Raw genomic sequence first — 26,994 nt, 5'->3', positions numbered from 1 at the left:
ATGTTATGGCTGATAAAAAGGCAACCCTTCACATCGAAGGTCAAGCCCCAGTAGACATGCCGATCATGGATGGAACTATCGGTCCTGAAGTGATCGATGTGCGAAAATTAGGCGCAAGTGGCTACTTTACTTTTGACCCTGGTTTTCTTGCCACTGCATCTTGTGAGTCCCAAATAACTTATATCGATGGTGATAAAGGTGTTTTATTACATCGCGGTTTTCCAATAGATCAATTAGCAAATAATGCCGATTATTTAGAAGTCTGTTATATACTGCTAAATGGCCAAGCTCCAAGCCGTGAAGAATACGAGACATTTAAAGATATTGTTACTCGTCATACCATGGTTCATGAGCAGATTTCTAGTTTCTTCCACGGCTTCCGCCGTGATGCTCACCCAATGGCTGTTATGTGTGGTGTTGTAGGTGCTTTAGCTGCCTTCTATCACGATTCATTAGACGTTAGTAATGATGAACACCGTGAAATCGCAGCATTCCGACTGTTGTCTAAAATGCCAACACTTTCTGCCATGTGTTATAAGTACTCTATTGGTCAGCCGTTTATCTATCCACGTAATGACTTAACGTACGCAGAAAATTTCTTACACATGATGTTTGCAAACCCATGTGAAGAGTATGAAGTAAATCCTGTTGTCGCTCGCGCTATGGATAAAATTTTCACACTTCATGCTGATCACGAACAAAATGCATCGACATCAACCGTTCGTCTAGCGGGTTCTTCTGGCGCAAATCCATTTGCGTGTATCGCAGCAGGCATAGCTTCTCTATGGGGTCCTGCCCATGGTGGCGCAAATGAAGCTTGTCTACGTATGCTTGAAGAGATTGGCTCTCTTGACAACATTGATGAATACGTTGAAAAAGCAAAAGACAAAGATGACCCATTCCGCCTAATGGGCTTTGGTCACCGTGTTTATAAAAATTATGATCCACGTGCAACGGTAATGCGCGAAGCGTGTCATGAAGTACTAAAAGAGCTTAACATTAAAGATCCATTATTGGATGTAGCAATGGAACTTGAGCGTATTGCACTTTCTGACGAATACTTTGTCTCTAAGAAACTGTATCCAAACGTAGATTTTTACTCTGGTATTATCTTAAAAGCGATTGGTATTCCGGTTTCTATGTTTACTGTTATCTTCGCGCTGTCTCGTACTGTCGGTTGGATTGCACACTGGAGCGAAATGCACAGTGATCCAAATAACCGTATCGGCCGTCCGCGTCAACTTTACACTGGTGAAGAGCTTCGTGAATTCAAGCCTCTTCATGAGCGTGAATAGAACTAGTTTACGTAATTAGACATGTAAACAAAAAAGGTTGATGCTCATGCATCAACCTTTTTTATTACGTATTAATTAATAACAATAACTATTTAAAATAGCTTAAACTGGATTATCAATATCAATAAATTCCACATCAAAGCCATGTTCTTTTGCTAACCACTCACCCAGAGCCTTAACACCATAGCGCTCGGTCGCATGATGACCAGCAGCAAAATAGTGAATACCTAATTCACGCGCGATATACGTCGTTCTTTCAGATACTTCACCAGAAATAAACGCATCAATCCCTTGCTGTGCAGCTAATTCAATATAATCTTGCCCACCACCAGAACACCAAGCTACCGTTTTTATCTCTTTATCAACATCAGGTGCTATATGTAGAGGGGCTCTATTCAATACTTGATGAATTCGTGCACTTAACTCTTTACCAGATAACGCAACGTCAAACTCTCCTTTCATTGCAATAGATTGAGGTGTCACTTCTAATCCTTCCACATTTGAAATAGAGAATAAACGAGCTAATTCTGCATTGTTACCTAATATAGGGTGAATATCTAAAGGAAGATGATAAGCCAATAGATTAATATCACTTTTAATTAAAGAACGAATACGATTACCCTTCATTCCTTTAATTGATTCACTTTCACCCTTCCAAAAATAGCCATGGTGAACGAGCAAAGCATCTGCGTTTTTTTCAATAGCCACATCAATTAATGCTTGTGAAGCGGTTACACCTGTAATGATTTTTGTGACTTCAGATTTGCCTTCGATTTGTAATCCATTTGGGCAGTAATCTTTGATAAGTTGAGGTTTTAATTCTTGGTTTAATAGCTGTTCCAACTGAAAATTATTCATTATTACTGTCCATTTTAAATAATAAAAAAGCAGCGACATGCGCTGCTTTTATTAAAGAATTAACGGGTTTAAATTATAAGCCCGCGTCTTTAAATACATTGCTTACAATTTCTTGTGCTTCTTGTTCAATTAATGCTAAATGTTCAGCACCTTTAAAACTTTCACAGTAAATCTTGTAGATCTCTTCTGTTCCTGATGGACGAGCAGCAAACCAACCATTCGCAGTAGTCACTTTCAGGCCGCCAATCGCCGCACCATTACCTGGAGCATGCGTTAAACGAGCCGTGATCTCATCACCAGCAAGTGTTGTTGCTGAGACCATTTCAGGAGATAATTTACTTAATACTGATTTTTGTGCTTTATTAGCAACCGCTTGAATTCGGTTATAGCTAGATTCGCCATGCTGAGCTGCAAGTTTATTATAGTACTCTTGAGGGTTCATGCCTGTAATTGCTGTGATTTCAGCAGCAAGTAGACATAACAGGATACCATCTTTATCGGTTGACCAAGGTGTGCCATCAAAACGCAAGAAAGAAGCCCCTGCACTCTCTTCACCACCAAAGCCTAAACTGCCATTGTACAGTCCATCAACAAACCATTTAAAGCCAACCGGTACTTCGCATAGATCGCGGCCTAAATCAGCAACGACTTTATCAATAATCGCTGAGGACACTAGAGTTTTACCTACAGCAACCTCTGGCTTCCAATCAGGACGATTACGATATAAATAATCAATACATACGGCTAGATAATGGTTTGGATTCATTAAGCCTGATGGAGTAACAATGCCATGACGATCATAATCAGGATCATTACCAAACGCTAAATCGTAATCATCTTTTAATGATAACAAACCTGCCATTGCGTAAGGTGAAGAACAATCCATACGTATTACACCGTCTTTATCTAACGACATAAATTGGAATGAAGGATCAATTGCTTCACTTACTAGAGTTAAATCCAGATCAAATACTTGACCTATTTGACGCCAGTATTCGATACCAGAACCACCAAGTGGATCGACACCTAATTTAAGATTTGCTTTTTGAATCGCGTCAATATTAATAACGTTTTTAAGGTCATCAATATATGGCTTCACTAAATCCACTTGCTTAACCAGATCAGACTTCATTGCTTCATTGATCGCAATGCGCTTCACACCACTTAACTCATTCGCGATATAAGCATTGGCTTGGTTTTCAATCGCCGTAGTTAACTCACCTTCCGCTGGACCACCATGTGTCGGGTTATATTTGATCCCGCCATCTTGAGGAGGGTTATGCGAAGGGGTAATGACGAGACCATCTGCTTTATTATCAAATTTAACATTATGCGTTAAAATTGCATGAGATATACCAGGCGTTGGTGTATAGCCATTATCCTCTTGGATAATCACTTCAACACCATTAGCCACAAGCACTTCAATGGTAGAAGTAAATGCAGGTTCAGATAAAGCGTGTGTGTCTTTACCTAAGAAAAGTGGGCCTGTTACTCCAGTCTCTTTACGAACATCAGCCACAGCTTGAGCAATCGCCCAAATGTGATGCTGATTAAACGTTGCTTTATCAGACGTTCCTCGGTGCCCTGAGGTACCAAACTGAACTTTTTGATCTGGATTAGTTGCATCAGGTTCTAATAAAAAATAATTAGCAACTAATGCTGGGATGTTGTGTAAATCTTCTTGCTGAGCTTTCTGCCCAGCGCGAGGATGTATAGCCATTTGACGATTCCTTGTGACAAATTATTATTTGAGCCGTAACTCAAAAATTTAAATCGCCGCACACACTTTTTCTGTCAAATCATGATGGAAACCCATACGCTCCATTAACAATTCAACCATGTGGCGCTTGCGATTAGTATTTGTATTCGTGATAACCCAAAATGGAGTGCCATTGATTTCTCTTGGCTTGGTTGTTTTACCACTTGCAATCAATGTATCTTGATTGTCTGCAAAATAAACTCGAGTTCTTCCCTTCACTTCCGTCGCTTCAGAGAATGCTTTTGAGTCAATTTTATATAATTCTGAAAGTACCGTTAAAAAACGATCGATTGCTTTATCCAATACTGAGAATTCATCAGAGATTAATAAAGTACGCACCGCTTTAACACGATCTATTGATATCTCTTTACCTGCATCTTTACTGACTACAATGCCTTTTTTCTGTACTTCAACAGGAGCAGAAACAGAAATAACAGAGTCTAAAGGTGATGACTGCATTAAGAGACGACGCAAAATATCAGAGGCACTTTCACCGATGTGTTGAGTTTGGCTCGCAATAAAGCGGTATAGTTCTTCGTCTACTTCAATTGTCTTCATTATATGGTTCGTATTCTATAATCTATTTATGAAGGCACGATTATACATTGTATAATCGTGATACTCTACGACAAACCTAACACAACGTAGAAAAATGAAGCTACTTAACTATAAAGAACAAGGAAATGGGGATCCTTTGATCCTAATTCATGGCTTATTTGGGAATTTAGATAACCTAGGTCTTCTTGCTAGGCAACTTGAATCATCGTATCGAGTGATCAGTGTTGATCTTCGAAATCACGGTCACTCTTTTCATTCTGACGATCATAGCTATCAAGCCCTCGCTTCCGATGTCGTTCATTTAATTGAACATTTAGCAATTAAGCCTAAGGCTATTATCGGTCACTCTATGGGGGGTAAAGTTGCGATGGCTATCGCCTCTCAAAAGCCTGAAATAATACCTTCATTAATTGTGTTAGATATGGCGCCTGTTGCCTACCCTGAACGCAGACACGATGCCGTTTTTTCTGGACTGCAACATATAATAAATACACCACCAAAGACCCGAAAAGAAGCCGATAATTTACTTGCAACCTCGATACTCGAACCAGGAGTACGACAATTTTTAAGTAAATCACTCTATAAAGAAGGCGATCATTTAGCTTTGCGTTTTAATGTCCCGGCTTTACTTAGTAACTATCATCAGATCATTGGTTGGGATCAAATTTCGCCATTTATGGGAGATGCCCTATTTATAAAAGGAGAAAACTCCGATTACATTCAGGCTTCGCATCAAAAAGAAATTATGATGCAATTTCCAAAAGCTAAAGCACATATTGTAAGTGGCACAGGCCATTGGCTTCATGCAGAAAAGCCTGAAACCATATATCGAGTAATAAATCGATTTTTAGAGAAAGTTGGTACTCGATAATCCATATCAACAACGTCAAAGCTATGATATAGTTTTGCAAAATTATTCGATCAGATTTAAGTCGCTTAACTAAAATAAGGCTGATTTATGCTATATGAACATTTTGACCTCATTGAATCTATTGGATTAGATTTTCTGTTTGCCTCGATATTCTTCTTTATCGGTATGGCAATTAAAGATGTACTAAAGCAAGCAAATGTACCGACTTTTGGCCGAAAAATAGTTTGGCTAGTACTCTTTTTAGGCTGTACTGGTTTCATTGCTAAAGGAATTATTCAGCTAAGCTGGGAAGGTGCAGGTCTAGGCTAAGCCACTGATCTAATAACATCTATTTTTAATTAATACAGACAAATACAGGTATTCATCATATGGCAAGTGTAGGACTCTTCTTTGGTAGCGACACAGGTAATACTGAAGCTATTGGCAAGATGATTCAAAAACAGCTTGGTAAAAAGCTCGTTCACGTTCAAGACATTGCGAAAAGCAGTAAAGAAGATATTGATAATTTCGATCTTCTTCTTTTAGGTATCCCTACATGGTACTACGGTGAAGCTCAATGTGATTGGGATGATTTCTTCCCTGAACTAGAAGGCATTGATTTCTCAACGAAACTTGTTGCTATCTTTGGCTGTGGTGATCAAGAAGATTACGCTGAGTACTTTTGTGATGCTATGGGTAATATCCGTGATATCGTAGAAGCGAAAGGTGGTACAGTGATCGGCTATTGGCCAACTGAAGGTTATGAATTTGAAGCATCTAAAGCCTTAGTTGATGAAAATAACTTTGTCGGTCTTTGTATTGATGAAGATCGCCAGCCAGAGCTTACAGAAGAGCGTGTAACTAAATGGGTTAACCAAATCCATGAAGAAATGTGCCTTGCAGAATTAGAAGACTAATTTTGATTTATGATGCTCTCTGTTCTTTGAGAGCATCATCTAAATTCTGGTTTTTTTCTCACATATAACGTTCTATTCACCCTCGCAACCACCTTTCCTTTTTTATCATAAATATACACTTCAAATTTTGGAAAATACTTGTCCCCATTTTCTGTATGACATTTTATCTCCTGAATCGTCTCATTTGAAATCAAGAAGTGTGCCTGTAAATCTGTCGTTCCCGGTGAAATAAAGTCAATCTCAGATTGTTTATCCCATACAAAGTACTCATCACGCAAAATACCCATTAGCATTAATGAAAATACAGGATCAGTCATAGAGAAAATACTTCCTCCATATTGAGTTCGATTGGCATTTCTATTCCAAAACCGATCTTTCAATATAACATTCACTTCTTGAAAGTCAGATGAAATAGTTTGGATCGAGATCCCAGCCCCCCAAAATGGTGGCCAAATATTCAATGCCCTTCTAACTATTTTTGGGGTAAAGTACTTATACATATTTATCATCCTTAAATCTGGTCTGACCTCATAATAAATGTTTTCTTAACATAAGATCAACATCTATTTTTTTGTAAGAGATCGTACAGATAGGGTATCAACTAGATTGAATGTTCCCTATAATTAAGTTATTAAAACTGCACAAAAAATCGATGCAGAATGTCAATACAGGAAAAGTCGATGTCAGATAACAACCAAGCACTAAAAAAAGCCGGTTTAAAAGTTACTCTTCCGCGTTTGAAGATTTTAGAAGTACTTCAACAACCAGATTGCCAACACATCAGTGCAGAAGATTTATATAAAAAATTAATCGATATTGGTGAAGAGATTGGTCTTGCTACCGTATACCGCGTATTAAACCAATTTGATGATGCCGGCATTGTGACCCGTCACCATTTTGAAGGTGGTAAATCTGTTTTTGAACTAGCAACTCAACACCACCATGATCACCTTGTGTGCTTAGATTGCGGTAAAGTTATCGAATTCTCTGATGAAATGATTGAAGAACGTCAACGAGATATCGCTAAAAAATACAATGTTCGACTTACTAACCACAGTTTATATCTATACGGCCACTGTATTACTAATGACTGCATTGATAATGATGATGCTCATAACGGTTAATCATCAATTTAACAGATTTTAGTCATAAAAAAACCAGCATTTCTGCTGGTTTTTTATTATCAATTCAGTAAATACTTAGTCTGGATTAACCTTCCCAAGTATCACGTAAACCTACTGTACGGTTGAATACAAGAGCTTCTGGTGTAGAGTCTTTGTTATCAATACAGAAATAGCCTGTACGTTCAAATTGATAGCCTGCTTCAACTTCTGCTGTTGCTAAACTTGGTTCTACAAAACCATTTTTAACAACCAACGACTCAGGGTTAATACTCTCTGAGAAATCCTCTAAAGTAGCAGGATTTGGCACTGTGAATAGACGATCATACAAACGAATTTCCGCTGGTACCGCTTTATCTGCTGATACCCAGTGAATAACACCTTTAACTTTACGGCCATCTGCTGGGTTCTTACCTAACGTTTCTGCATCATAGCTACAGAAAATAGTCGTAATGTTACCTGCTTCGTCTTTTTCAATTCGATTTGCTTGAATAACATAAGCACCACGTAAACGTACTTCTTTACCAAGAACTAAACGTTTGTATTTCTTGTTTGCTTCTTCACGGAAATCATCTTGCTCGATATAAACTTCACGAGTAAATGGTACTTCGCGCGTGCCCATTTCAGGCTTGTTAGGATGATTTGCAACGTTTAACGTTTCTACCTTACCTTCTTCGTAGTTTTCAATCACTACTTTTACAGGCTCAAGTACAGCCATCGCACGAGGTGCATTCTCATTCAGATCATCACGAATACATGATTCTAATGAACCAAATTCAATCATGTTTTCTTGTTTAGTTACACCAATACGTTTACAGAATTCACGAATAGAGCCAGCAGTAAAACCGCGACGACGTAAACCAGAAACAGTAGGCATACGTGGATCATCCCAACCATTTACTAACTTCTCAGTCACAAGTTCATTCAGCTTACGCTTAGACATAATCGTATATTCTAAGTTTAGGCGGCTGAATTCATACTGATGTGGTTGGCAGTCAATCGTAATATTTTCTAATACCCAATCGTACAAACGACGGTTATCTTGGAATTCTAGCGTACAAATTGAATGTGTAATGCCTTCAAGCGCATCCGAGATACAGTGAGTAAAATCGTACATTGGGTAAATGCACCACTTATCACCAGTTTGGTGATGAGAAGCAAAACGAATACGATAAATAACTGGATCACGCATAACGATAAATGAAGAAGCCATATCAATCTTTGCACGTAAGCAAATAGTGCCTTCTTTAAATTTACCATCGCGCATTTGTTCAAATAGCGCAAGGTTATCTTCGACACTACGATCGCGGTATGGGCTATTTTTACCTGGCTCTTTAAGAGAACCACGGTATTCACGGATTTGATCAGACGTTAGCTCATCAACATAAGCCAAGCCCTTCTCAATCAATTCAACCGCGTAACCATACAACTGATCGAAATAGTTTGAAGAATAATGAATATCACCACTCCAATCAAAACCTAACCATTTAACGTCATTTTTGATTGATTCAACGTATTCAATATCTTCTTTTTCAGGGTTAGTATCATCAAAACGTAGATTACACTGTCCCTGGTAATCTTGAGCAATACCAAAATTCAAACAGATAGATTTTGCGTGACCGATATGCAGATAACCGTTTGGCTCTGGCGGGAAACGAGTATGGACACTGGAATGTTTACCTGACTTTAGGTCTTCATCAATAATTTGACGGATAAAGTTGGTAGGACGAGTTTCAGTTTCACTCATCTAAAGCACCTCATTGGTATTAAGAGAAAGAACAGATTGTTCATATCTCCCTATGATCCACAATTATGGGGCAATACTCAATATATAGAATCAAATAGTTGCTTTATTTCCATAAAAAAAGCCGCTCTAATTAGAGCGGCTTATTAAATCGAGTTAATTTACTCAATAATTATGGTAATGCAACTGCTGTTAGGTCTTCCGACGCTGGGATTTTTTTCATTTCGCCAGCAACGATTTCAGCAAGAGGACCTAGAATAACTTGAACATTGTTTGAACCAAGTTTAACTACACCCATTGCACCAAGGCCTTTAAGTTGCTTCTCACTAATTACGCTAGTGTCTTTAAGAGTTAAGCGTAAACGAGTAATACAAGCATCGATATTTTCGATATTTTCATGACCACCAAGCGCTTTAAGATACTGCTTAGCTAGTTCACTTGTTTCTTTAGAACCACGGATTGAGCTTTCTTCTTCATCATCTTCTTCACGGCCTGGAGTCTTAAGATTAAACTTAATGATTACAGCGCGGAATACGAAGTAGTAAATTGCGAAGAATACGATACCTTGGATAATTAGCATGTACCAGTTAACTGCTAGTGGGTTACGGCTAGAAAGAACCATATCAACTAGACCAGCAGAGAAACCGAAACCTGCAATCCATTGCATAGATGCTGCGATGAATACAGAGATACCCGTTAATGCCGCGTGAACTACATACAATGCAGGAGCAAGGAACATGAATGAGAATTCTAGTGGTTCTGTCACACCTGTAAAGAATGATGCGAAACCTGCAGCGATCATAATAGACGCTACTTTTTCTTTATTCTCAACTTTTGCAGTGTGGTAGATAGCTAGTGCTGCACCTGGTAGACCAAACATCATGATTGGGAAGAAACCAGCTTGGTACATACCTGTAACACCTACAGTTGCAGTACCTTCAGCGATAGACTTAGCGCCACCTAGGAAGTTAGGGATGTCGTTAATACCAGCAACGTCAAACCAGAACACAGAGTTAAGTGCATGGTGAAGACCTACAGGAATAAGTAGACGGTTGAAGAATGCATAAATACCAGCACCAACAGAACCCATACCTTGGATTGATTCACCAAAGTGTACAAGGCCACCGTAAATAGCAGGCCAAACGTACATAAGAATGAAGGCAATTAAGATACCCGCAAATGACGTTAAGATAGGAACAAGACGTTTACCAGAGAAGAATGCAAGTGTTTTATGCAATTCAACAGCAGAGAAACGGTTGTAGATTTCAGCAGATACGATACCAACTAAAATACCAACAAATTGGTTGTTGATCTTACCAAAAGCCGCAGGTACAGCTGCAGGATCAATACCTTGAATCTGAGCTACTGCGCCTGGAGAAAGAAGATTAGTTACAACAAGGAAACCAACAAAACCAGAAAGTGCCGCTGCACCATCTTTATCTTTAGACATACCATAAGCAACACCAATTGCGAATAGTACAGACATGTTATCAATGATAGACGCACCAGCTTTGATTAAAAACGCTGCTAATGCACTATTACCGCCCCAAGCTACCGGGTCAATCCAGTAACCAATACCCATTAAAATTGCTGCTGCAGGTAATGTAGCAACTGGTACCATCAGTGCTTTACCTACTTTTTGAAAATATCCTAAAATATTCACCTTTAGATTCCCCCTATAAGGATTTTAGATTTTTTTGAATAGCTTAATTTGTCCGTTATAAACTTATTTCGCTACTCGTTATTAACAGGGTCAGTGTAAGGGATTAATTTCGCCCCGCAAATTAAAAGCGAGCTAATTGTGATCATTATCACCTGCGGAGGGAATATTTAAGGTATTTTGCTAGCGAGATCATAAAACTTATTTTATCATTCGAAAGAATAAAACATACGGAATAAAATTTGGTCTATAAAAGACCAAACTTTGTCATTACTGAACGTAACATTTAGGTAACTGAGTGTACCGCTCAGTAAGCAGTTCTATTTTTACTTGCTTAAAAATTTAAACGAAAAAAAGTTTACACTTTTTTCGTATCATAAATTATAACTAAAGGATTCAAGCTATGTATGCACTAACTAACTGTAAGGTTTATACTGGTAACGATGTTCTTGTTAACCATTCTGTCATCATTAATGGAACAGAAATCGAAGCCGTTTGCCCAACATCAGAATTACCCGATGGTATTGAATTAAAGGATTTAGATGGTGCCATTCTAAGCCCTGGTTTTATCGACCTTCAATTAAATGGCTGTGGCGGTGTGATGCTAAATGATGAAATCACTGCAGAAACAATGCAGATCATGCATGAAGCGAACTTAAAATCAGGCTGTACTAGTTTCTTACCTACACTAATTACCTCTTCAGACCAAGATATGCGAACTTCGATTGAAGCTGCTCGTGAATATCACAATAAATATCAAAACCAATCTTTAGGTCTACACCTTGAAGGTCCATACCTAAACGTAATGAAAAAAGGCATTCATAGCGTTGACCATATCCGTCATTCAGACTCTGATATGATCCAATTAATGTGTGATAACGCGGATTTAATTGCAAAAGTAACTCTTGCTCCAGAGCAAAATGATCCAGAACACATCGAACGTTTATGTAAAGCAGGTATTGTTGTATCAATTGGCCACACTAATGCTACGTATGCAGAAGCTCGCCAAGGTTTTGAATCAGGTATCACTTTCGCAACTCATCTATTTAACGCGATGACGCCTATGGTTGGTCGTGAACCTGGTGTTGTTGGTGCTATCTATGATACACCAGAAGTTTATGCTGGCATCATCGCTGATGGTTTCCATGTAGACTATGCAAATATCCGAATTGCGCACAAAATAAAGAAAGAAAAGCTAGTATTAGTGACCGATGCCACAGCTCCTGCAGGTGCTGACATGGAATACTTTATTTTTGTTGGTAAGAAAGTATATTACAAGGAAGGTAAATGTGTTGATGAGAATGGCACATTAGGCGGCTCAGCTCTGACTATGATTGAAGCAGTTCAGAATACAGTTGAGCACGTTGGAATCGCTTTAGACGAAGCACTACGTATGGCTACGTTATATCCAGCTCAAGCAATTGGCGTGGATAATAAACTTGGCCGAATTAAAAAGAACATGGTTGCTAACCTTGCTATTTTTGATCGTGACTTTAATGTAAAAGCGACTGTTGTTAACGGACAATACGAGCAAAGTTAATATGACTGACGGACAAATTGGTAATGTAGATCTAGTAAAACAATTAAACAGTGCGGCTGTTTATCGTTTAATCGACCAAAAAGGACCGATATCTCGAATTCAAATCGCAGATGTTAGTCAACTTGCCCCAGCAAGTGTTACCAAAATAACCCGTCAATTATTGGAGCGCGGCTTAATTAAAGAAGTCGCGCAACAAGCGTCAACTGGTGGACGAAGAGCGATCTCTTTGACCACCGAAACGGAACCTTTTCACTCTATCGCAGTGCGTTTAGGCCGTGATTATATCCAGTTAAGTCTTTTTGACCTTTCCACAAAAGAATTAGCCAGTGAATATCAAGAATTTCATTATAGTAATCAAGAACACCTTTTAGATGGCTTAAATAAATTACTCCAAAATTTCATCACTCAAAATCAAGATACCATTAAGCAATTAATTGCTATCGGCATCACCCTTCCTGGTCTAGTTAACCCAGAGACCGGCGTTGTAGAGTACATGCCAAATACCGATATAGATAAATTGGCACTAGCCGATTTCATTAGAGACACTTTCAACACTCAATGTTTTGTTGGCAATGATGTGCGCGGTTTAGCTCTAGCCGAACATTATTTTGGTGCGTCTAAAGATTGCTATGATTCTATATTAGTCAGTGTTCACCGTGGTACTGGTGCAGGCATTATCGTTAATGGTAAAGTTTTCTTAGGCCATAATAGAAACGTAGGTGAAATTGGTCATATTCAGATCGATCCGATTGGCGATAAATGCCAATGTGGTAATTTTGGTTGTTTAGAAACCGTAGCAGCAAACCCTGCAATTATCGCACGCATCAAGTCTTTACTTGAACAAGGTTACCCTTCAAGCCTTTCACCGCTAGAAAACATCACAATGGCAGATATTTGTCATGCTGCAAATCATGGTGATGAACTTGCAACACAAACATTGCTGCGAGTAGGTAACCAACTTGGTAAAGCCATTGCAATGACAATTAACCTATTTAATCCACAAAAAATTGTTATCTCGGGTGCTATTACTCAATCAGATAAAATTCTATTTGCTGCTATTCGTAATTGTATCAAAAATCAATCATTGACCGCTTTCCATAAAGATCTTCCTATTGTTGCATCAGAACTCCATGAACAACCAACAATTGGTGCATTTTCAATGGTGAAGCGCGCTATGCTTAATGGTGTATTGTTACAAAAATTATTAGATGAATAATCATAAATAATTTTTAACATGTTACTCTAAGGCTGCTTTTGCAGCCTTTTTTTTAACACTTTCAGGACAATAGTATATGGAGTTACTTTTTATCATTGCAGCGTTTGTAATGGGTTTTATTGCATTAAAGATCAACTTACCGCCGTTGGTTGGTTTTTTATTAGCTGGATTTGGTTTGCACGCGCTTGGCTTTCAATCTAATGATGCACTTTCTACCTTTGCAGATCTTGGCGTTACCCTGCTCCTTTTTTCTATTGGCTTAAAATTAGATATAAAAACCTTATTAGCTAAAGAAATTTGGCTAGGTGCTACACTCCATAACGTATTCTCAACACTGTTCTTCACATTTGCTCTACTTGGTCTCAAACTTCTCGGGATAACAATACTTGCAGATATAGATACTGCACAATTAGTCTTATTTGGTTTTGCCCTCTCTTTTTCTAGTACCGTTTTTGCAGTTAAAGCATTGCAAGAAAAAGGCGAAATGAACGCGACTTACGGTACTTTAGCTATTGGCATTCTTGTTATGCAAGATATATTTGCCGTTGTTTTCTTAACCGTATCTACTGGTAAAATACCTGAAATTACCGCCTTAGCTTTATTTGCACTCCCACTCTTTAGACCTTTATTCTTTAAACTATTAGACTGGGCTGGTCACGGAGAAATGCTAGTTCTTTATGGCATATTCTTAGCCTTGGTCGCTGGTGCTGGTACCTTCGAACTCGTTGGAATGAAGCCAGATCTTGGCGCTCTTATCCTAGGCATGTTATTAGCTGGTCACTCTAAAGCCTCTGAATTATCAAAATCCTTATTTAATTTAAAAGAAATTTTACTCATTTGTTTTTTCTTAAATATAGGGCTATCAGCAGCACCGACATTTGCAGGGTTAACACTGGCTCTATTTTTAATTTTACTGCTACCGGTAAAAGGTTTTTTATACTTCATTATCATTAATAAATTTAAGTTCCGCGTTCGAACCTCCTTACTCACCTCTCTGACCTTATTTAATTACAGTGAGTTTGGATTAATTGTGGGTGGATTAGCATTTAAAATGGGTTGGTTACCAGGAGATACTCTCGTTGCCATTGCTATTGCTGTATCCATTTCCTTCATTATTTCAGCGCCTTTAAATAATTTTGGACACTCAATTTATCAGCGGTCACGCCATTGGTTAAAAGAACACACCGCTGAACGCTTAAACCCAATGGATAAATTAATTAATCCAGGTAGAGCACAAATTTTAATTCTTGGTATGGGTCGAATTGGTAGCGGCGCTTATGATGAATTAAAAGATAAATATGGCGATATTATTTTAGGGATAGAACTACGCGAAGAATCAGCTAAGCGCCATCAAGAGCTAGGGCGAAATGTTATTCTTGGCGATGCTACCGACCCCGATTTTTGGGAACGTATTTTATCAACTTCACACGTGAAAATCGTGCTATTAGCCATGCCCAACCACCAAGGTAATCAATTTGCATTAGAACAATTACAATCACGAAATTATCAAGGCCAAACCGCAGCAATTGCGGCTTATAATGACCAAATTGAAGGGCTACTCGAACAAGGTGTTGATGCTGCATTTAATATTTACCATGAAGCAGGTAGTGGTTTTGCTCGTCATGTAAGTGAACAATTAAATCCGAAATTCAATCCACAAAATGAAAACATGAAATAATAATGCTTAATTAATCATCTGCATGATAAATAAATCAGGTTAGAATCTAAAAGCGTTCTAATCTGATGTTTATTTATATCCCATAATTTCTCATCATTTCTGTTCAAAAAACATCTTCAACTAACGATCTCATACCAAAACAGCATAAATATTAAATATTATCTATTCAGGTTATCTATTTGTAATTTTATTTGTATTTCTGGGTTGATTTTTTTAGGGATGATGGCAAATTGTATTCAAGACAATAATTTATGATAAAAATTAAGAAGAGATAGAGGGAACTTATGTGCTCAATTTTTGGAATACTGGATATTAAAACCGATCCAACACCACTGCGTAAATCCGCACTAGAAATGTCAAAAAAACTTCGCCACCGTGGACCTGATTGGTCTGGTATTTATTCATCAGATAAAGCAATTTTAGCGCATGAACGTTTGGCTATTGTTGGTGTAAACAGTGGTGCTCAACCTCTTTATAGCGAAGATAAGAAGCACATCTTAGCGGTTAATGGTGAAATTTATAACCATAAAGAATTACGTGAAAAATACGCTGATGATTATACTTTCCAAACAGATTCTGATTGTGAAGTTATTTTAGCTCTGTATCGCGAGAAAGGGGCTGATTTATTAGAAGACTTAAACGGGATTTTTGCCTTTATTCTTTATGATGAAGAAAAAGACGAGTATTTAGTCGGTCGTGATCATATCGGTATTATTCCTATGTATCACGGATATGACGAGCATGGTAACTATTATGTTGCCTCTGAAATGAAAGCTCTGGTTCCGGTTTGTAAATCAATCAGTGAATTTCCTCCTGGTCATTTTTACTCATCAAAAGATGCAGAACCAACACGTTATTATGTACGTGACTGGATGGAATATGATGCAGTTAAAGATAATCCAACAAGTAAAGAAGAACTTAAACAAGCATTAGAGGACGCGGTAAAACGTCAACTGATGACAGATGTTCCTTATGGTGTGCTTCTTTCTGGTGGTCTTGACTCATCAATCACATCAGCAGTTGCGAAAAAGTTTGCTGCAATGCGTATTGAAGATAACGAACAATCTCAAGCATGGTGGCCACAACTGCATTCATTTGCTGTAGGGTTAGAAGGTGCACCTGATCTAAAAGCGGCTCGTGAAGTTGCTAACCAAATTGGTACTGTACACCATGAGATGACTTACACTATTCAAGAAGGTCTTGATGCTATTCGTGATGTTATTTATCACATTGAAACTTATGACGTAACAACGATTCGTGCTTCTACACCAATGTACTTACTGGGTCGTAAGATCAAGGCTATGGGTATTAAAATGGTACTTTCTGGTGAAGGTGCTGATGAAATCTTTGGTGGTTACTTATATTTCCATAAAGCACCAAATAAAAAAGAATTTCATGAAGAAACAGTACGTAAGCTACTGGCTTTAAATATGTTTGATTGCGCTAGAGCAAATAAGTCATTAGCAGCTTGGGGCGTAGAAGGCCGAGTACCTTTCCTAGATAAAGAGTTTATCGATATTGCTATGCGCTTAAATCCACAAGATAAAATGTGTGGTAACGGTAAAATGGAAAAGCATATCCTTCGTGAATGTTTTGAAGATGATTTACCACCCGCAATTGCATGGAGACAGAAAGAGCAGTTTTCTGATGGAGTTGGTTATAGCTGGATTGATACATTACGAGAAACAGCTGAAGCGAAAGTGACAGACCAACAGATGGAATCAGCTAAATTCCGCTTCCCTTACAATACGCCTGTAACAAAAGAAGGCTATGTATACCGTGAAATCTTTGAAGAGCTATTCCCTCTTGAAGATGCCGCTAAATGTGTTCCTGGTGGCCCATCAGTGGCGTGTTCTTCAGCAAAAGCAATAGAGTGGGATGAATCATTCAAAAACTGTGTTGACCCATCAGGTCGAGCGGTACAAGCGGTTCACAATGAAGCGTATGATTAACTAAATTGTTCATAATAAAAAAGCGCCATTTTTGGCGCTTTTTTATTTAGTATTCAATTTCACTATTATCTACTTTAATTTCAACCTTTTGATTAATCAGAGTAATCAATAAAATTGAACGTTTTTCACCATCCGCTTCTTTATAAATAGCGTCCACCCCCACAAAAGGCCCCTCTTTAATTGATACTTTTTGGCCAATTTCAGGCAAGAATTCAGCTAAGCTCTTACTTTTCATACAATCTTCATTAATCAATTTTAATGAATAAATCAGATCTCCTGACAAGACTTTAGGCTCTCCACCAAAACGAATAAAATCACTTACGCCACGAGTTGAGCGAACAGTTGTAAACGTCGGTCCTTCCTCAAAATCAAACCGCACAAACATGTAACAAGGGAATAAAGGTTCTTTAATTGCCTTTTTCTTACCTCTTATTATTTTCTCAACTTCTATTTCAGGGTAAAAGCACTCTACATTTTGATTTTCTAAATGTGCTTTTGCTCGCTGTTGCTCCCCACGCTTACAGTAGAGTAAATACCATTCTTTCATTATTTATATACCTAGCTAACCAACACAGAAGCATAGCACGCCATAAACCACAACTAAATAAATAGGTTAAATAACTCAACAGCTATCTACCTAGAATGTTAAATGACAAAAAACAGACAAAAGAAATACTAAATATTAAAAATAAGAACTAAATTAAAATTAAAAACTCCCAGTTAATTAAAAATCAAAATAAAAATCCAAATAAAGTGAAATAAACAGAACCTAGATATGTAACATGAAATAAATGTTTCTAAATATTTCAACAGCTTAAAATGTTAAGTAAATCACATAAAATTGTACAACGTTGCAGTATGTAAATTCGAAGGGTATAAATTTATCTTATATAAAAAGAATAAAATTCTATTTAAAAGAGAGCATTATGCCAAACAACAACAAAACACTTATGGGGCACCCTCAGGGGTTGTTCTTACTTTTTGGGACTGAATTGTGGGAGCGCTTCTCTTATTATGCAATGAGAGCAATTTTAGTCTTATATTTAACCGACAGAACGATTAACGGTGGATTAGGCTGGACAGTTAAAGACGCTCTTAGCCTTTATGGTACTTATACTGCCCTTATGTACATAACGCCTTTAATTGGTGGCTGGCTAGCTGATAACTATTTAGGCCAACGAAAATCATTGTTAATTGGTGGTTTTTTAATGGTCATAGGTCAATTTACACTGGCCCTTCCTCATAATATTTTACCATTTTCGATTGAGACCCTTTTCTATGTTGGTTTAGGATTCCTTATTGCAGGTAACGGTTTATTCAAACCAAACGTATCAACAATGGTTGGAGACTTGTACAAAGAAGGTGACAATCGTCGTGATGGCGCTTTCACTATCTTTTATATGGGTATCAATTTAGGTTCATTACTTGCTGGTGTCGTTTCTGGTTCTGTAACAGGGATTTGGGGCTGGAAAGCAGGCTTTGCTGCCGCTGGTATTGGTATGGTTATTAGCTTAATCATCCAAACTTTATTTGCTCAACGCTTCTTAGGTGATATTGGAGTTCGCCCTGCAGCACATATTGCAAAAGAAAATGCTGAAGCTAAAGGTACATCTCACCATGTATTAAGTAAAATAGAAATCGACCGCCTTAAAGTAATCATGGTTATGGGTTTATTTGTTATCGTATTCTGGGCTGGCTTTGAACAAGCTGGTGGATTAATGAACATTTATTCCCAACAATATACCGACAGAATGATCGGTTCATTTGAAGTTCCTGCGGCTTGGTTTCAATCATTAAACCCATTCTTTATCATTACACTTGCCCCGCTCATTGCAATGCTATGGATAAAACTAGGTCCTAAAGAACCAAGTTCACCGGTTAAGTTTGCATTCGCTCTTTTCTTCTTAGCTATCGGCTTTTTATGCATGGTAGGTGCCGTTATGGAACAAGGTGGCGATTTAACGATAAAAACATCTATGTACTGGTTAGTTGGTGCTTACTTTTTCCATACATTAGGGGAATTATGTTTATCTCCAATTGGACTATCATTAGTAACTAAACTAGCTCCACTCCGTTTAGCATCATTAATGATGGGAACATGGTTTGGTTTTAATGCAATATCCAACTACATCGCAGGTGTTGTAGGCTCTCATGTTGAAAGCCTTGGCGCATTAGATATTTTTGCCGGAATTGCAATTGCAGCAACAATTTCTGGTGTTTTATTGCTAACAATCTCTGGAACTCTTATCCGTTGGATGCACGGAGCTGAGAAAGCACATTAATTTAAATGTACAAAAATAAAAAGGCTGCCTTAACTAATTAAGGCAGCCTTTTTCATATAAAGTAATTATCTACAATACAATTCTATGTCGATTCTTTTCTAATAACTTATCACCAATGCCTTTCACGTTAGATAAATCATCTACTGCTACAAACTTCCCATTTTCTTTTCGATAATCAACAATGGCTTTTGCCTTTGAGTCACCAACACCTATGAGTAATGTTTTAAGCTCTTCTGCTTGCGCCTCGTTAATATTAACAATAACTTCTATTCCTTCATGCTTGTCGACGCTTTCTTCCTTAGCATTAACTACACTGCTCGAAAATAGAATCACAGCAAATAAAACAGAACTAAGTAAACCTATTATACGTTTCATGACCATCCCTTGTTCATTATTAAAATAAGTATGTCAGATACTTCAGAAATACGATCTCTATCTGTCATCAAAAAATAATAAGTAATATGAACAAAAAATCCTATAGATACACACATACTTCCATTAAAAACACGACGGGCCCCAATTAGGGGCCCGTCTATCTTATTTATCAATTACAAATAAATTGATTATTGTTCTAATAATGGATAACTAATATCAGTACTTACTTTTAAGGTATCTAAAGTAGCAGTTAGATCTTGTTGAGTCTGACTTCTGAGTAAACGCGTTGATACTTGTTCTGCCATTGCATCATTACTTAGCTCTAATACACCATCAAGAGCAACAATAACGTTGTTACCTTGACGATCCATCATTTGGGCGTAAGTTGATTTACCTTGCTCTGGTTTTTGCAGACGATACACATTATTTGCTAGCTCATCAGCTCGAGTAATCATTCTTGCTTGAGTAAAATTCAAACCATTGTCAGTTAAATAGCTCATTTCACCTTTGTTTAAAGCGCTTATTGCCCCTTGAGCTAACTCAAGTGCTTTCTGCTCACCTTTTGATTGAGATAAACGTGCAATTACAGATTCTTTAACTTCGTTTAACGGTTGAACTATTTCATCACGAACATCTTCAACACGAACAACAATAATGTGCTCAGGTGCGATTTCAATCACATCTGAATTCAAACCATCCTCTTTTACTTCAGGGCTATAAATAGCTTGTAACACTGATGGATTAGATAATAGCTTTGGAGCATCAGTTTCAGAGAAGAAATCTGATGTCATCACCTTAACATTCACGCTTTCAGCCGCATCATCCAAAGAATCTGGTGATTCAAATGCTTTTTCTGCTAACTCTGTTTGTAAGCTATAGAATGCATCTGCAGCATGCTCATCAACAAGAAAGGCTTTAATTTCAGCACTTACTTTTGCTAATGCTTTTGTTTTTGGAGCTTCAATACCGTCAAGTTGGATAATATGATAACCAAATGTTGATTTAACCAAACCCGAATGGTCGCCTACATTAACCAGTTGGAAAGCGGCATCTTCAAAATCAGGATCAATAACACCATGTTCAATCCAACCTAAAGAACCACCTTCTTTCGCTGTAGGGATATCTTGTGAATCTTCTTTTGCTACTGTAGCGAAATCATCACCCGAATCTAAGCGAGCAAGAACCGCTTGAGCATCAGCTTCATCACCTTTAATCAAGATATGACTTACTTCGCGTTTTTCTTGAGTAGAATACTTATCTTGGTTTTCATTATAATACGTTTGAATTTCTTCATCCGTAATTGGGGCTTGAGCCTTTAGAGAATCGCCAGATAATTCAACATAAGAAACTTTTACTTGCTCAGGGCGAACAAATTGTTGTTTATTTGCATTGTAATACTCTTCAACTTCTTCATCAGTTACTGTCGCATCTTTTGAGAATGCTGCAGTATCAAGAGTGATTGTACGAATTTCACGTTGTTGAGCTTCTAAAGCACCTTGTGCTTTTACTTCGTTATCCAACGTAAATTCTGTTGATTCAAGAGCAAGAATAAGTTGATTACGCACTAAATCTTGTCGTAAATATTCTGCAAAACTGTCTGAACTGAAACCTGCGCGACGAAGTGAAATATTAAAGATTTCTTCATCAAACTTGCCGTCTTTCTGGAACTGAGGCATAGATAAGATAGCTTGACGGATCTGTTCATCACCAACGCGAAGACCTAGATCTTGAGCTTGATTATCCAATAACGCATCGTTCACCATACGGTCTAAAACTGATTTACGAAATTGCTCTACGTATGCAGGGTCACCAAGTAATGTTGAAAAATACTCGCCAAGCTGAGATTGCATGCGATTACGTTCATTTTGGTAAACTTGTTCAAAATCATTCCGCGTTATTTCACGCTCACCAACTTTAGCCGCTAGGGGTTGACCTCCACCGACTAAATAACTACCTACACCTGCAAATACAAATGAGAAAATAATTAGACCGAGAATGATCTTAACTACGAGGCCTGTTGAGCCTTCGCGAATTCGATCCATCATAATATGTTTTAACTCCTAATCACCAAGTGGAATAACACTATTTATATAAATAGCGTGTCAATTTCTATTGATAGTGAAAATGTAAAATAGTTCAATAAAAGAAAATTTTAACAATAAAAAAGCGCATCATTGGATGCGCCTATGACTCATAACTCTAGTCTACTAGCCTTACGTGAGCTTGTGTAGAGTTTTATCTATATTTCGCTTAGTTACACGCATCTTTAAGAGCTTTGCCCGCTTTAAATGCAGGTACTTTTGCCGCAGAAATCTCAATCGCTTCACCAGTTTTAGGATTACGACCAGTGCGAGCAGCACGCTCACGAACAACAAATGAACCAAAACCAACAAGCGTTACTTGATCGCCACTTTTTAGTGTCTCAGTTACTGTTTCAACTAATGCATCCAGAGCACGACCTGCTGCTGCCTTTGAGATATCTGCATTTTCAGCAATTTGATCAACTAATTGAGATTTATTCACGGTATTCCCCTTTAAATTATTCATTCAATGATTAATGAACGAGTCCATATTTTGATAATAAATGTGTGAAGTTATGATCACGCAATAAAGCTTAACTTAGCGACATCAATATGAACTGACAAGTCATTTCTACCTGTCAGCCCTGTTATATCAACGTTTTTTGCTACACATCACTTTTTAGATTGCTCAAGACTAAAGCCTTGTGGATCATTTTGAAGCGCTAAGGTTAATACTTCATCAATCCATTTAACTGGATGAACAGATAGATCTGCAATTACATTTGCAGGGATCTCTTCCAAATCACGCTCATTATCCTTTGGAATGATGACAGTTTTAATACCGCCACGATGAGCTGCTAATAGTTTTTCTTTCAAACCACCAATTGGCAGTACTTCACCACGTAATGTAATTTCACCTGTCATTGCAACATCAGAACGAACCGGATTACCCGTTAAGCTTGATACAAGTGCAGTACACATACCAACACCAGCACTTGGACCATCTTTTGGTGTTGCACCTTCAGGAACGTGTACATGAATATCACGCTTTTCATAGAAATCAGGGTTAATACCTAACTTATCTGCGCGCGTTCGTACAACAGTCATTGCCGCTTGAATTGATTCTTTCATCACATCACCAAGAGAACCAGTATAAGCAAGTTTGCCTTTACCAATCATTGATTCTGCTTCAATCGTCAATAAGTCACCGCCGACTTCAGTCCATGCTAAACCAACAACCTGGCCTACTCGGTTTTCGTCATCAGCTTTACCGTAATCACAACGTTGAACACCTAAGAAATCTTTTAAGTTATCTTGATTAATTGTTACTTTCTTAATCGATTTATCTAATAGGATTTGCTTAACTGCCTTACGACATAGTTTAGAAATTTCACGCTCTAAGCTACGAACACCTGCTTCGCGGGTATAGTAACGAATGATCCCCATGATAGCCGAGTCATCAATTTCAATCTCATGTTCTTTTAGACCATTGCGTTTTATTTGTTTCATTAACAAGTGATTTTTAGCAATGTTCAATTTTTCATCTTCGGTATAACCAGATAGACGAATCACTTCCATACGGTCAAGCAGTGGACCTGGGATATTCATTGAGTTAGACGTTGCAACAAACATTACATCAGAAAGGTCATAATCAACCTCTAAGTAATGGTCGCTAAATTTATTATTTTGCTCTGGGTCTAATACTTCAAGAAGTGCGGAAGCAGGATCGCCACGCATATCAGAAGACATTTTATCGATCTCATCTAATAGGAAAAGTGGATTTTTCACTTCAACTTTAGATAATTTCTGGATCAATTTACCAGGAAGAGAACCGATATACGTACGTCTATGACCACGAATTTCAGCTTCATCACGCACGCCACCAAGTGCCATACGTGTATATTTACGGCCTGTCGCTCTGGCAATAGATTGCCCTAACGATGTTTTACCGACTCCAGGAGGACCGACTAAGCAAAGGATTGGACCTTTAAGTTTTGTCACTCGACTTTGAACCGCTAAATACTCAAGAATACGTTCTTTTACACGCTCTAAGCCATAATGGTCAGAGTTTAAGATCTCTTCGGCTTTGGCTAAATCTTTTTTCACTTTAGAGCGTTTATACCAAGGCACAGCAACCATACAATCAATATAGCTACGAACAACCGTCGCTTCTGCTGACATCGGTGACATCATTTTCAGCTTTTGTAATTCTTGTTCTGCTTTTTCTTGTGCTTCTTTTGGCATTTTAGCGTCTGCAATTTTTTTCTGCAGCGCTTCAAATTCATCTGGTGCATCGTCTAAGTCGCCAAGCTCTTTTTGAATGGCTTTCATTTGCTCATTCAAATAGTACTCACGCTGACTTTTTTCCATTTGCTTTTTAACACGACCACGAATGCGTTTTTCGATTTGTAATAAATCGATTTCAGATTCCATCATACCCATTAGAAACTCTAAACGTGCAATAACGTCTATTAACTCTAACACTTCTTGCTTATCAACCAATTTAAGCGGCATATGGGCAGCAATGGTGTCAGCAAGACGAGCTGCATCTTCAATTCCGCTAAGTGAAGTCAAAACTTCTGGTGGGATTTTTTTATTTAATTTAATGAAGCCTTCAAATTGATTAATCGCAGAGCGCATAATCACTTCTTGTTCAGCATCATCAATAATTGGAGTCAGTAGAAATTCAGCATCCGCTGTAAAAAAATCAGCTTCTAAAAACTGATGTATTTTAGCTCGCTGTTGACCTTCAACTAATACTTTAACTGTACCATCAGGCAATTTTAATAATTGTAAAATTGTCGCTATTGTACCAACACCGTGTAAGTCATCTAATTGCGGTTCTTCTTTAGCGGCTTCTTTTTGTGCCACAAGTAGGACTTGTTTATTCTGCTCCATCGCTGCTTCTAAGCAACGGATGGATTTTTCACGGCCCACAAACAGTGGAATAACCATATGCGGATACACCACTACATCACGTAATGGTAGAACTGGTATCTCAATGCGCTCGGAACGCTCCAGGTTCATATTCTTCTCTCTTTCCGTCAGTATCTTTAGAAATAATATGGGGGCAAGTCGCTAAGATTCAACATTATTTTCAATTAAAAATAAAAAAGGAGGCCAATGCCTCCTTTTTATACTGTTTATTAGCTGATATTGACTATTCTGCTGATATTGCTTTCGTTTCTGTATTTTCAAATATTAATAGTGGCTCTGACTCACCATTAATTACAGACTCATCGATAACTACCTTAGAAACACCTTCTTTTGATGGTAATTCATACATAGTATCTAATAATATCGCTTCTAAAATTGAACGAAGACCACGAGCACCCGTTTTACGGTTCATTGCTTTTTTAGCAATGGCTCTCAACGCGTCTTCACGAAATTCTAATTCAGCGCCTTCTAAATCAAATAACGCAGCGTATTGCTTAGTTAATGCATTTTTAGGCTTGCTTAGAATTTGGATTAACGCATCTTCATCTAATTCAGTTAATGTCGTGGTTACTGGTAGACGACCAATAAACTCAGGAATTAAACCGAATTTAATTAAATCTTCAGGTTCAATTTGCTTCAATAAATCTCCAATCGTTGCTTTATCATCTTGAGAGCGAACATCAGCAGCAAAGCCAATACCCGTTCCTATTGCAACGCGTTGCTCGATTACTTTATCTAAGCCTGCAAATGCACCACCACAAATAAATAAGATCTTAGACGTATCTACTTGTAAGAACTCTTGTTGTGGGTGCTTACGTCCACCTTGAGGTGGTACTGATGCAATTGTACCTTCAATCAATTTCAATAATGCTTGCTGAACACCTTCACCTGATACGTCACGAGTAATAGATGGGTTTTCAGACTTACGAGAAATCTTGTCAATTTCATCGATATATACAATGCCACGTTCCGCTTTCGCTGGATCGTAATCGCATTTTTGTAGTAGCTTTTGAATGATGTTTTCTACATCTTCACCTACATAGCCTGCTTCTGTTAACGTGGTTGCATCCGCCATAGTAAACGGAACATCCAAGAAACGAGCTAGCGTTTCAGCAAGTAATGTTTTACCACTACCTGTTGGACCGATAAGTAGAATATTACTCTTACCTAATTCAACGCCATCTTTTGTAGTATCGCCATTACGTAAACGCTTGTAGTGATTATATACCGCTACCGCTAATACTTTTTTAGCATGTTCTTGCCCAATAACGTATTCATCTAAATGACCACGAATATTTTGCGGCGTTGGTAGTTCTTCACTGCTCTCTTTTGGAGACAGAGTATTATCTTTTAGCTCTTCGCGAATAATGTCGTTACATAAATCAACGCATTCATCACAAACATAAACAGAAGGACCAGCAATTAGCTTACGAACTTCATGCTGGCTTTTTCCGCAAAAAGAGCAATATAGTAACTTTCCACTATTTTCGTCTTTACGCTTGTCTGTCATTTGCTAACCTCTTAAACGTTGCCTTATGCTGTAAGTTTATACTAACTTACCTTCTTTGCTGTAAACGTTACTGCTTTTTTATTAATTAGTCACGCTTATTTAACACAGCATCTACAAGACCGTATTTCACTGCATCATCTGCTGCCATGAAGTTATCACGATCTGTATCTTTTTCGATTACTTCTAAAGGCTGACCAGTATGCTCAGCAAGTAATGTATTCAATTTTTGCTTAATCGTTAAGATTTCTTGAGCATGAATTTGAATATCAGATGCTTGGCCTTGGAAACCACCAAGTGGTTGGTGAATCATCACACGGGAATTAGGTAATACATAACGTTTACCTGGTGCGCCACCTGCAAGTAAGAAAGCACCCATTGAACATGCTTGACCCATACATACTGTACTTACATTTGGCTTAATGAACTGCATTGTGTCATAGATTGACATACCTGCAGTAACTGAGCCGCCTGGAGAGTTAATGTATAGGAAGATATCCTTATCAGGATTTTCAGACTCAAGGAAAAGCAACTGTGCCACAACTAGGTTGGCCATGTGATCTTCAACTTGACCTGTTAAAAAGATAACGCGCTCTTTTAACAGACGGGAATAAATATCATACGAACGCTCACCACGTGAAGTTTGTTCAACAACCATAGGAACAAGTGCATCCATAATAGAAGGCATTGCATTGTTTTCTTGATAGCTCATAACCGTATCCCT

The 26,994-nt window shown here is 37.9% G+C and carries 23 protein-coding genes; 10 read left to right on the top strand and 13 right to left on the bottom strand.

From position 1 onward, the window contains the following. Positions 1 to 5: 5 nt before the first annotated feature. The gene (locus A6E03_RS15945; RefSeq protein WP_065601242.1) at positions 6 to 1,295 is read left to right on the top strand and encodes a citrate synthase; all 1,290 of its coding nucleotides are present in this window, start codon (positions 6 to 8) and stop codon (positions 1,293 to 1,295) included. Positions 1,296 to 1,397: 102 nt separating this feature from the next. Here A6E03_RS15945 and A6E03_RS15940 read toward each other — a convergent pair whose 3' ends face one another. The 3 genes from A6E03_RS15940 to seqA all read right to left on the bottom strand — a co-directional run bounded on the left by A6E03_RS15940 (position 1,398) and on the right by seqA (position 4,470). Then, on the bottom strand, positions 1,398 to 2,153 hold the full coding sequence (locus A6E03_RS15940; RefSeq protein WP_065591440.1) for a Nif3-like dinuclear metal center hexameric protein: 756 nt from the start codon (positions 2,151 to 2,153) through the stop codon (positions 1,398 to 1,400). Between the two features lie 73 nt (positions 2,154 to 2,226). Beyond that, on the bottom strand, positions 2,227 to 3,873 hold the full coding sequence (gene pgm, locus A6E03_RS15935; protein ID WP_065591439.1) for a phosphoglucomutase (alpha-D-glucose-1,6-bisphosphate-dependent): 1,647 nt from the start codon (positions 3,871 to 3,873) through the stop codon (positions 2,227 to 2,229). 48 nt (positions 3,874 to 3,921) lie between these two features. Further along, a complete protein-coding gene (gene seqA, locus A6E03_RS15930; protein ID WP_065591438.1) occupies positions 3,922 to 4,470 on the bottom strand; it encodes a replication initiation negative regulator SeqA in 549 nt (182 codons plus the stop codon). A gap of 94 nt (positions 4,471 to 4,564) precedes the next feature. Between seqA and A6E03_RS15925 the strand changes: the two genes are divergently transcribed. The 3 genes from A6E03_RS15925 to fldA all read left to right on the top strand — a co-directional run bounded on the left by A6E03_RS15925 (position 4,565) and on the right by fldA (position 6,237). Continuing rightward, positions 4,565 to 5,341 (top strand): alpha/beta fold hydrolase, encoded by a 777-nt coding sequence (locus tag A6E03_RS15925; protein ID WP_065601241.1) that lies wholly within the window; start codon positions 4,565 to 4,567, stop codon positions 5,339 to 5,341. A gap of 87 nt (positions 5,342 to 5,428) precedes the next feature. After that, complete coding sequence (locus A6E03_RS15920) at positions 5,429 to 5,650, top strand: DUF2788 domain-containing protein (protein WP_065591436.1); 222 nt, start codon at positions 5,429 to 5,431, stop codon at positions 5,648 to 5,650. A 59-nt stretch (positions 5,651 to 5,709) separates the two neighbouring features. Further along, entirely contained in the window at positions 5,710 to 6,237 is a 528-nt protein-coding gene (fldA, locus tag A6E03_RS15915) for a flavodoxin FldA (protein ID WP_065591435.1), read from the top strand. 35 nt (positions 6,238 to 6,272) lie between these two features. Here fldA and A6E03_RS15910 read toward each other — a convergent pair whose 3' ends face one another. Further along, complete coding sequence (locus A6E03_RS15910) at positions 6,273 to 6,737, bottom strand: hotdog fold domain-containing protein (protein ID WP_065591434.1); 465 nt, start codon at positions 6,735 to 6,737, stop codon at positions 6,273 to 6,275. Positions 6,738 to 6,917: 180 nt separating this feature from the next. On the opposite strand from A6E03_RS15910, the gene fcrX reads away from it, so the two are divergent. Further along, a complete protein-coding gene (fcrX, locus tag A6E03_RS15905) occupies positions 6,918 to 7,361 on the top strand; it encodes a ferric iron uptake transcriptional regulator FcrX (protein WP_065591433.1) in 444 nt (147 codons plus the stop codon). Between the two features lie 85 nt (positions 7,362 to 7,446). On the opposite strand, the gene glnS is transcribed toward fcrX, so the two are convergent. Together glnS and nagE are read right to left on the bottom strand one after the other, a co-directional pair. Beyond that, entirely contained in the window at positions 7,447 to 9,105 is a 1,659-nt protein-coding gene (glnS, locus tag A6E03_RS15900; RefSeq protein ID WP_065591432.1) for a glutamine--tRNA ligase, read from the bottom strand. A gap of 169 nt (positions 9,106 to 9,274) precedes the next feature. Continuing rightward, a complete protein-coding gene (nagE, locus tag A6E03_RS15895) occupies positions 9,275 to 10,765 on the bottom strand; it encodes an N-acetylglucosamine-specific PTS transporter subunit IIBC (protein WP_065601240.1) in 1,491 nt (496 codons plus the stop codon). 400 nt (positions 10,766 to 11,165) lie between these two features. Between nagE and nagA the strand changes: the two genes are divergently transcribed. From nagA to asnB, 4 genes are all read left to right on the top strand, one after another. Then, on the top strand, positions 11,166 to 12,302 hold the full coding sequence (gene nagA / locus A6E03_RS15890) for an N-acetylglucosamine-6-phosphate deacetylase (RefSeq protein WP_065591430.1): 1,137 nt from the start codon (positions 11,166 to 11,168) through the stop codon (positions 12,300 to 12,302). 1 nt (position 12,303) lies between these two features. Continuing rightward, a complete protein-coding gene (locus tag A6E03_RS15885) occupies positions 12,304 to 13,518 on the top strand; it encodes an ROK family protein (protein ID WP_065591429.1) in 1,215 nt (404 codons plus the stop codon). Positions 13,519 to 13,594: 76 nt separating this feature from the next. Beyond that, entirely contained in the window at positions 13,595 to 15,196 is a 1,602-nt protein-coding gene (locus A6E03_RS15880; protein ID WP_065601239.1) for a cation:proton antiporter family protein, read from the top strand. A gap of 284 nt (positions 15,197 to 15,480) precedes the next feature. Then, a complete protein-coding gene (asnB, locus tag A6E03_RS15875; RefSeq protein WP_065601238.1) occupies positions 15,481 to 17,148 on the top strand; it encodes an asparagine synthase B in 1,668 nt (555 codons plus the stop codon). A 46-nt stretch (positions 17,149 to 17,194) separates the two neighbouring features. On the opposite strand, the gene rfaH is transcribed toward asnB, so the two are convergent. Further along, positions 17,195 to 17,695, bottom strand: a complete 501-nt coding sequence (rfaH, locus tag A6E03_RS15870) for a transcription/translation regulatory transformer protein RfaH (protein WP_065601237.1) — start codon at positions 17,693 to 17,695, stop codon at positions 17,195 to 17,197. Between the two features lie 379 nt (positions 17,696 to 18,074). On the opposite strand from rfaH, the gene A6E03_RS15865 reads away from it, so the two are divergent. Continuing rightward, positions 18,075 to 19,430, top strand: coding sequence for a peptide MFS transporter (locus tag A6E03_RS15865; protein WP_065591425.1), 1,356 nt, complete (start codon positions 18,075 to 18,077; stop codon positions 19,428 to 19,430). A 69-nt stretch (positions 19,431 to 19,499) separates the two neighbouring features. On the opposite strand, the gene A6E03_RS15860 is transcribed toward A6E03_RS15865, so the two are convergent. From A6E03_RS15860 to clpP, 6 genes are all read right to left on the bottom strand, one after another. Next, positions 19,500 to 19,805 (bottom strand): ComEA family DNA-binding protein, encoded by a 306-nt coding sequence (locus A6E03_RS15860; RefSeq protein WP_083190265.1) that lies wholly within the window; start codon positions 19,803 to 19,805, stop codon positions 19,500 to 19,502. 188 nt (positions 19,806 to 19,993) lie between these two features. Further along, positions 19,994 to 21,850, bottom strand: a complete 1,857-nt coding sequence (gene ppiD / locus A6E03_RS15855) for a peptidylprolyl isomerase (RefSeq protein WP_065601236.1) — start codon at positions 21,848 to 21,850, stop codon at positions 19,994 to 19,996. 205 nt (positions 21,851 to 22,055) lie between these two features. Beyond that, a complete protein-coding gene (locus A6E03_RS15850) occupies positions 22,056 to 22,328 on the bottom strand; it encodes an HU family DNA-binding protein (protein ID WP_065591422.1) in 273 nt (90 codons plus the stop codon). Positions 22,329 to 22,498: 170 nt separating this feature from the next. Next, positions 22,499 to 24,853, bottom strand: coding sequence for an endopeptidase La (lon, locus tag A6E03_RS15845; protein WP_065601235.1), 2,355 nt, complete (start codon positions 24,851 to 24,853; stop codon positions 22,499 to 22,501). A 133-nt stretch (positions 24,854 to 24,986) separates the two neighbouring features. Next, positions 24,987 to 26,273 (bottom strand): ATP-dependent protease ATP-binding subunit ClpX, encoded by a 1,287-nt coding sequence (gene clpX, locus A6E03_RS15840; protein WP_065591420.1) that lies wholly within the window; start codon positions 26,271 to 26,273, stop codon positions 24,987 to 24,989. Between the two features lie 85 nt (positions 26,274 to 26,358). Next, on the bottom strand, positions 26,359 to 26,982 hold the full coding sequence (gene clpP, locus A6E03_RS15835; RefSeq protein WP_065601234.1) for an ATP-dependent Clp endopeptidase proteolytic subunit ClpP: 624 nt from the start codon (positions 26,980 to 26,982) through the stop codon (positions 26,359 to 26,361). Between the last annotated feature and the right edge of the window lie 12 nt (positions 26,983 to 26,994).

It is taken from the genome of Aliivibrio sp. 1S128 (genome assembly GCF_001691065.1).
Lineage (GTDB): Bacteria > Pseudomonadota > Gammaproteobacteria > Enterobacterales > Vibrionaceae > Aliivibrio.
The sequence above is the reverse complement of the archived record's forward strand: the minus strand, read 5'-3'. Positions and strand labels throughout refer to the sequence as shown.

Bases quoted from the DNA above. Each gene is read 5' to 3' on its own strand.
- clpP (WP_065601234.1), bottom strand. From the start codon at position 26,982: ATGAGCTATCAAGAAAACAATGCAATGCCTTCTATTATGGATGCACTT.
- lon (WP_065601235.1), bottom strand. From the start codon at position 24,853: ATGAACCTGGAGCGTTCCGAGCGCATTGAGATACCAGTTCTACCATTA.
- A6E03_RS15925 (WP_065601241.1), top strand. From the start codon at position 4,565: ATGAAGCTACTTAACTATAAAGAACAAGGAAATGGGGATCCTTTGATC.
- rfaH (WP_065601237.1), bottom strand. From the start codon at position 17,695: ATGAAAGAATGGTATTTACTCTACTGTAAGCGTGGGGAGCAACAGCGA.
- seqA (WP_065591438.1), bottom strand. From the start codon at position 4,470: ATGAAGACAATTGAAGTAGACGAAGAACTATACCGCTTTATTGCGAGC.
- ppiD (WP_065601236.1), bottom strand. From the start codon at position 21,850: ATGATGGATCGAATTCGCGAAGGCTCAACAGGCCTCGTAGTTAAGATC.
- A6E03_RS15945 (WP_065601242.1), top strand. From the start codon at position 6: ATGGCTGATAAAAAGGCAACCCTTCACATCGAAGGTCAAGCCCCAGTA.
- pgm (WP_065591439.1), bottom strand. From the start codon at position 3,873: ATGGCTATACATCCTCGCGCTGGGCAGAAAGCTCAGCAAGAAGATTTA.
- A6E03_RS15860 (WP_083190265.1), bottom strand. From the start codon at position 19,805: ATGAAACGTATAATAGGTTTACTTAGTTCTGTTTTATTTGCTGTGATT.
- fldA (WP_065591435.1), top strand. From the start codon at position 5,710: ATGGCAAGTGTAGGACTCTTCTTTGGTAGCGACACAGGTAATACTGAA.
- A6E03_RS15910 (WP_065591434.1), bottom strand. From the start codon at position 6,737: ATGTATAAGTACTTTACCCCAAAAATAGTTAGAAGGGCATTGAATATT.
- asnB (WP_065601238.1), top strand. From the start codon at position 15,481: ATGTGCTCAATTTTTGGAATACTGGATATTAAAACCGATCCAACACCA.
- nagA (WP_065591430.1), top strand. From the start codon at position 11,166: ATGTATGCACTAACTAACTGTAAGGTTTATACTGGTAACGATGTTCTT.
- A6E03_RS15885 (WP_065591429.1), top strand. From the start codon at position 12,304: ATGACTGACGGACAAATTGGTAATGTAGATCTAGTAAAACAATTAAAC.
- clpX (WP_065591420.1), bottom strand. From the start codon at position 26,273: ATGACAGACAAGCGTAAAGACGAAAATAGTGGAAAGTTACTATATTGC.
- A6E03_RS15940 (WP_065591440.1), bottom strand. From the start codon at position 2,153: ATGAATAATTTTCAGTTGGAACAGCTATTAAACCAAGAATTAAAACCT.
- A6E03_RS15880 (WP_065601239.1), top strand. From the start codon at position 13,595: ATGGAGTTACTTTTTATCATTGCAGCGTTTGTAATGGGTTTTATTGCA.
- fcrX (WP_065591433.1), top strand. From the start codon at position 6,918: ATGTCAGATAACAACCAAGCACTAAAAAAAGCCGGTTTAAAAGTTACT.
- A6E03_RS15865 (WP_065591425.1), top strand. From the start codon at position 18,075: ATGCCAAACAACAACAAAACACTTATGGGGCACCCTCAGGGGTTGTTC.
- A6E03_RS15920 (WP_065591436.1), top strand. From the start codon at position 5,429: ATGCTATATGAACATTTTGACCTCATTGAATCTATTGGATTAGATTTT.
- glnS (WP_065591432.1), bottom strand. From the start codon at position 9,105: ATGAGTGAAACTGAAACTCGTCCTACCAACTTTATCCGTCAAATTATT.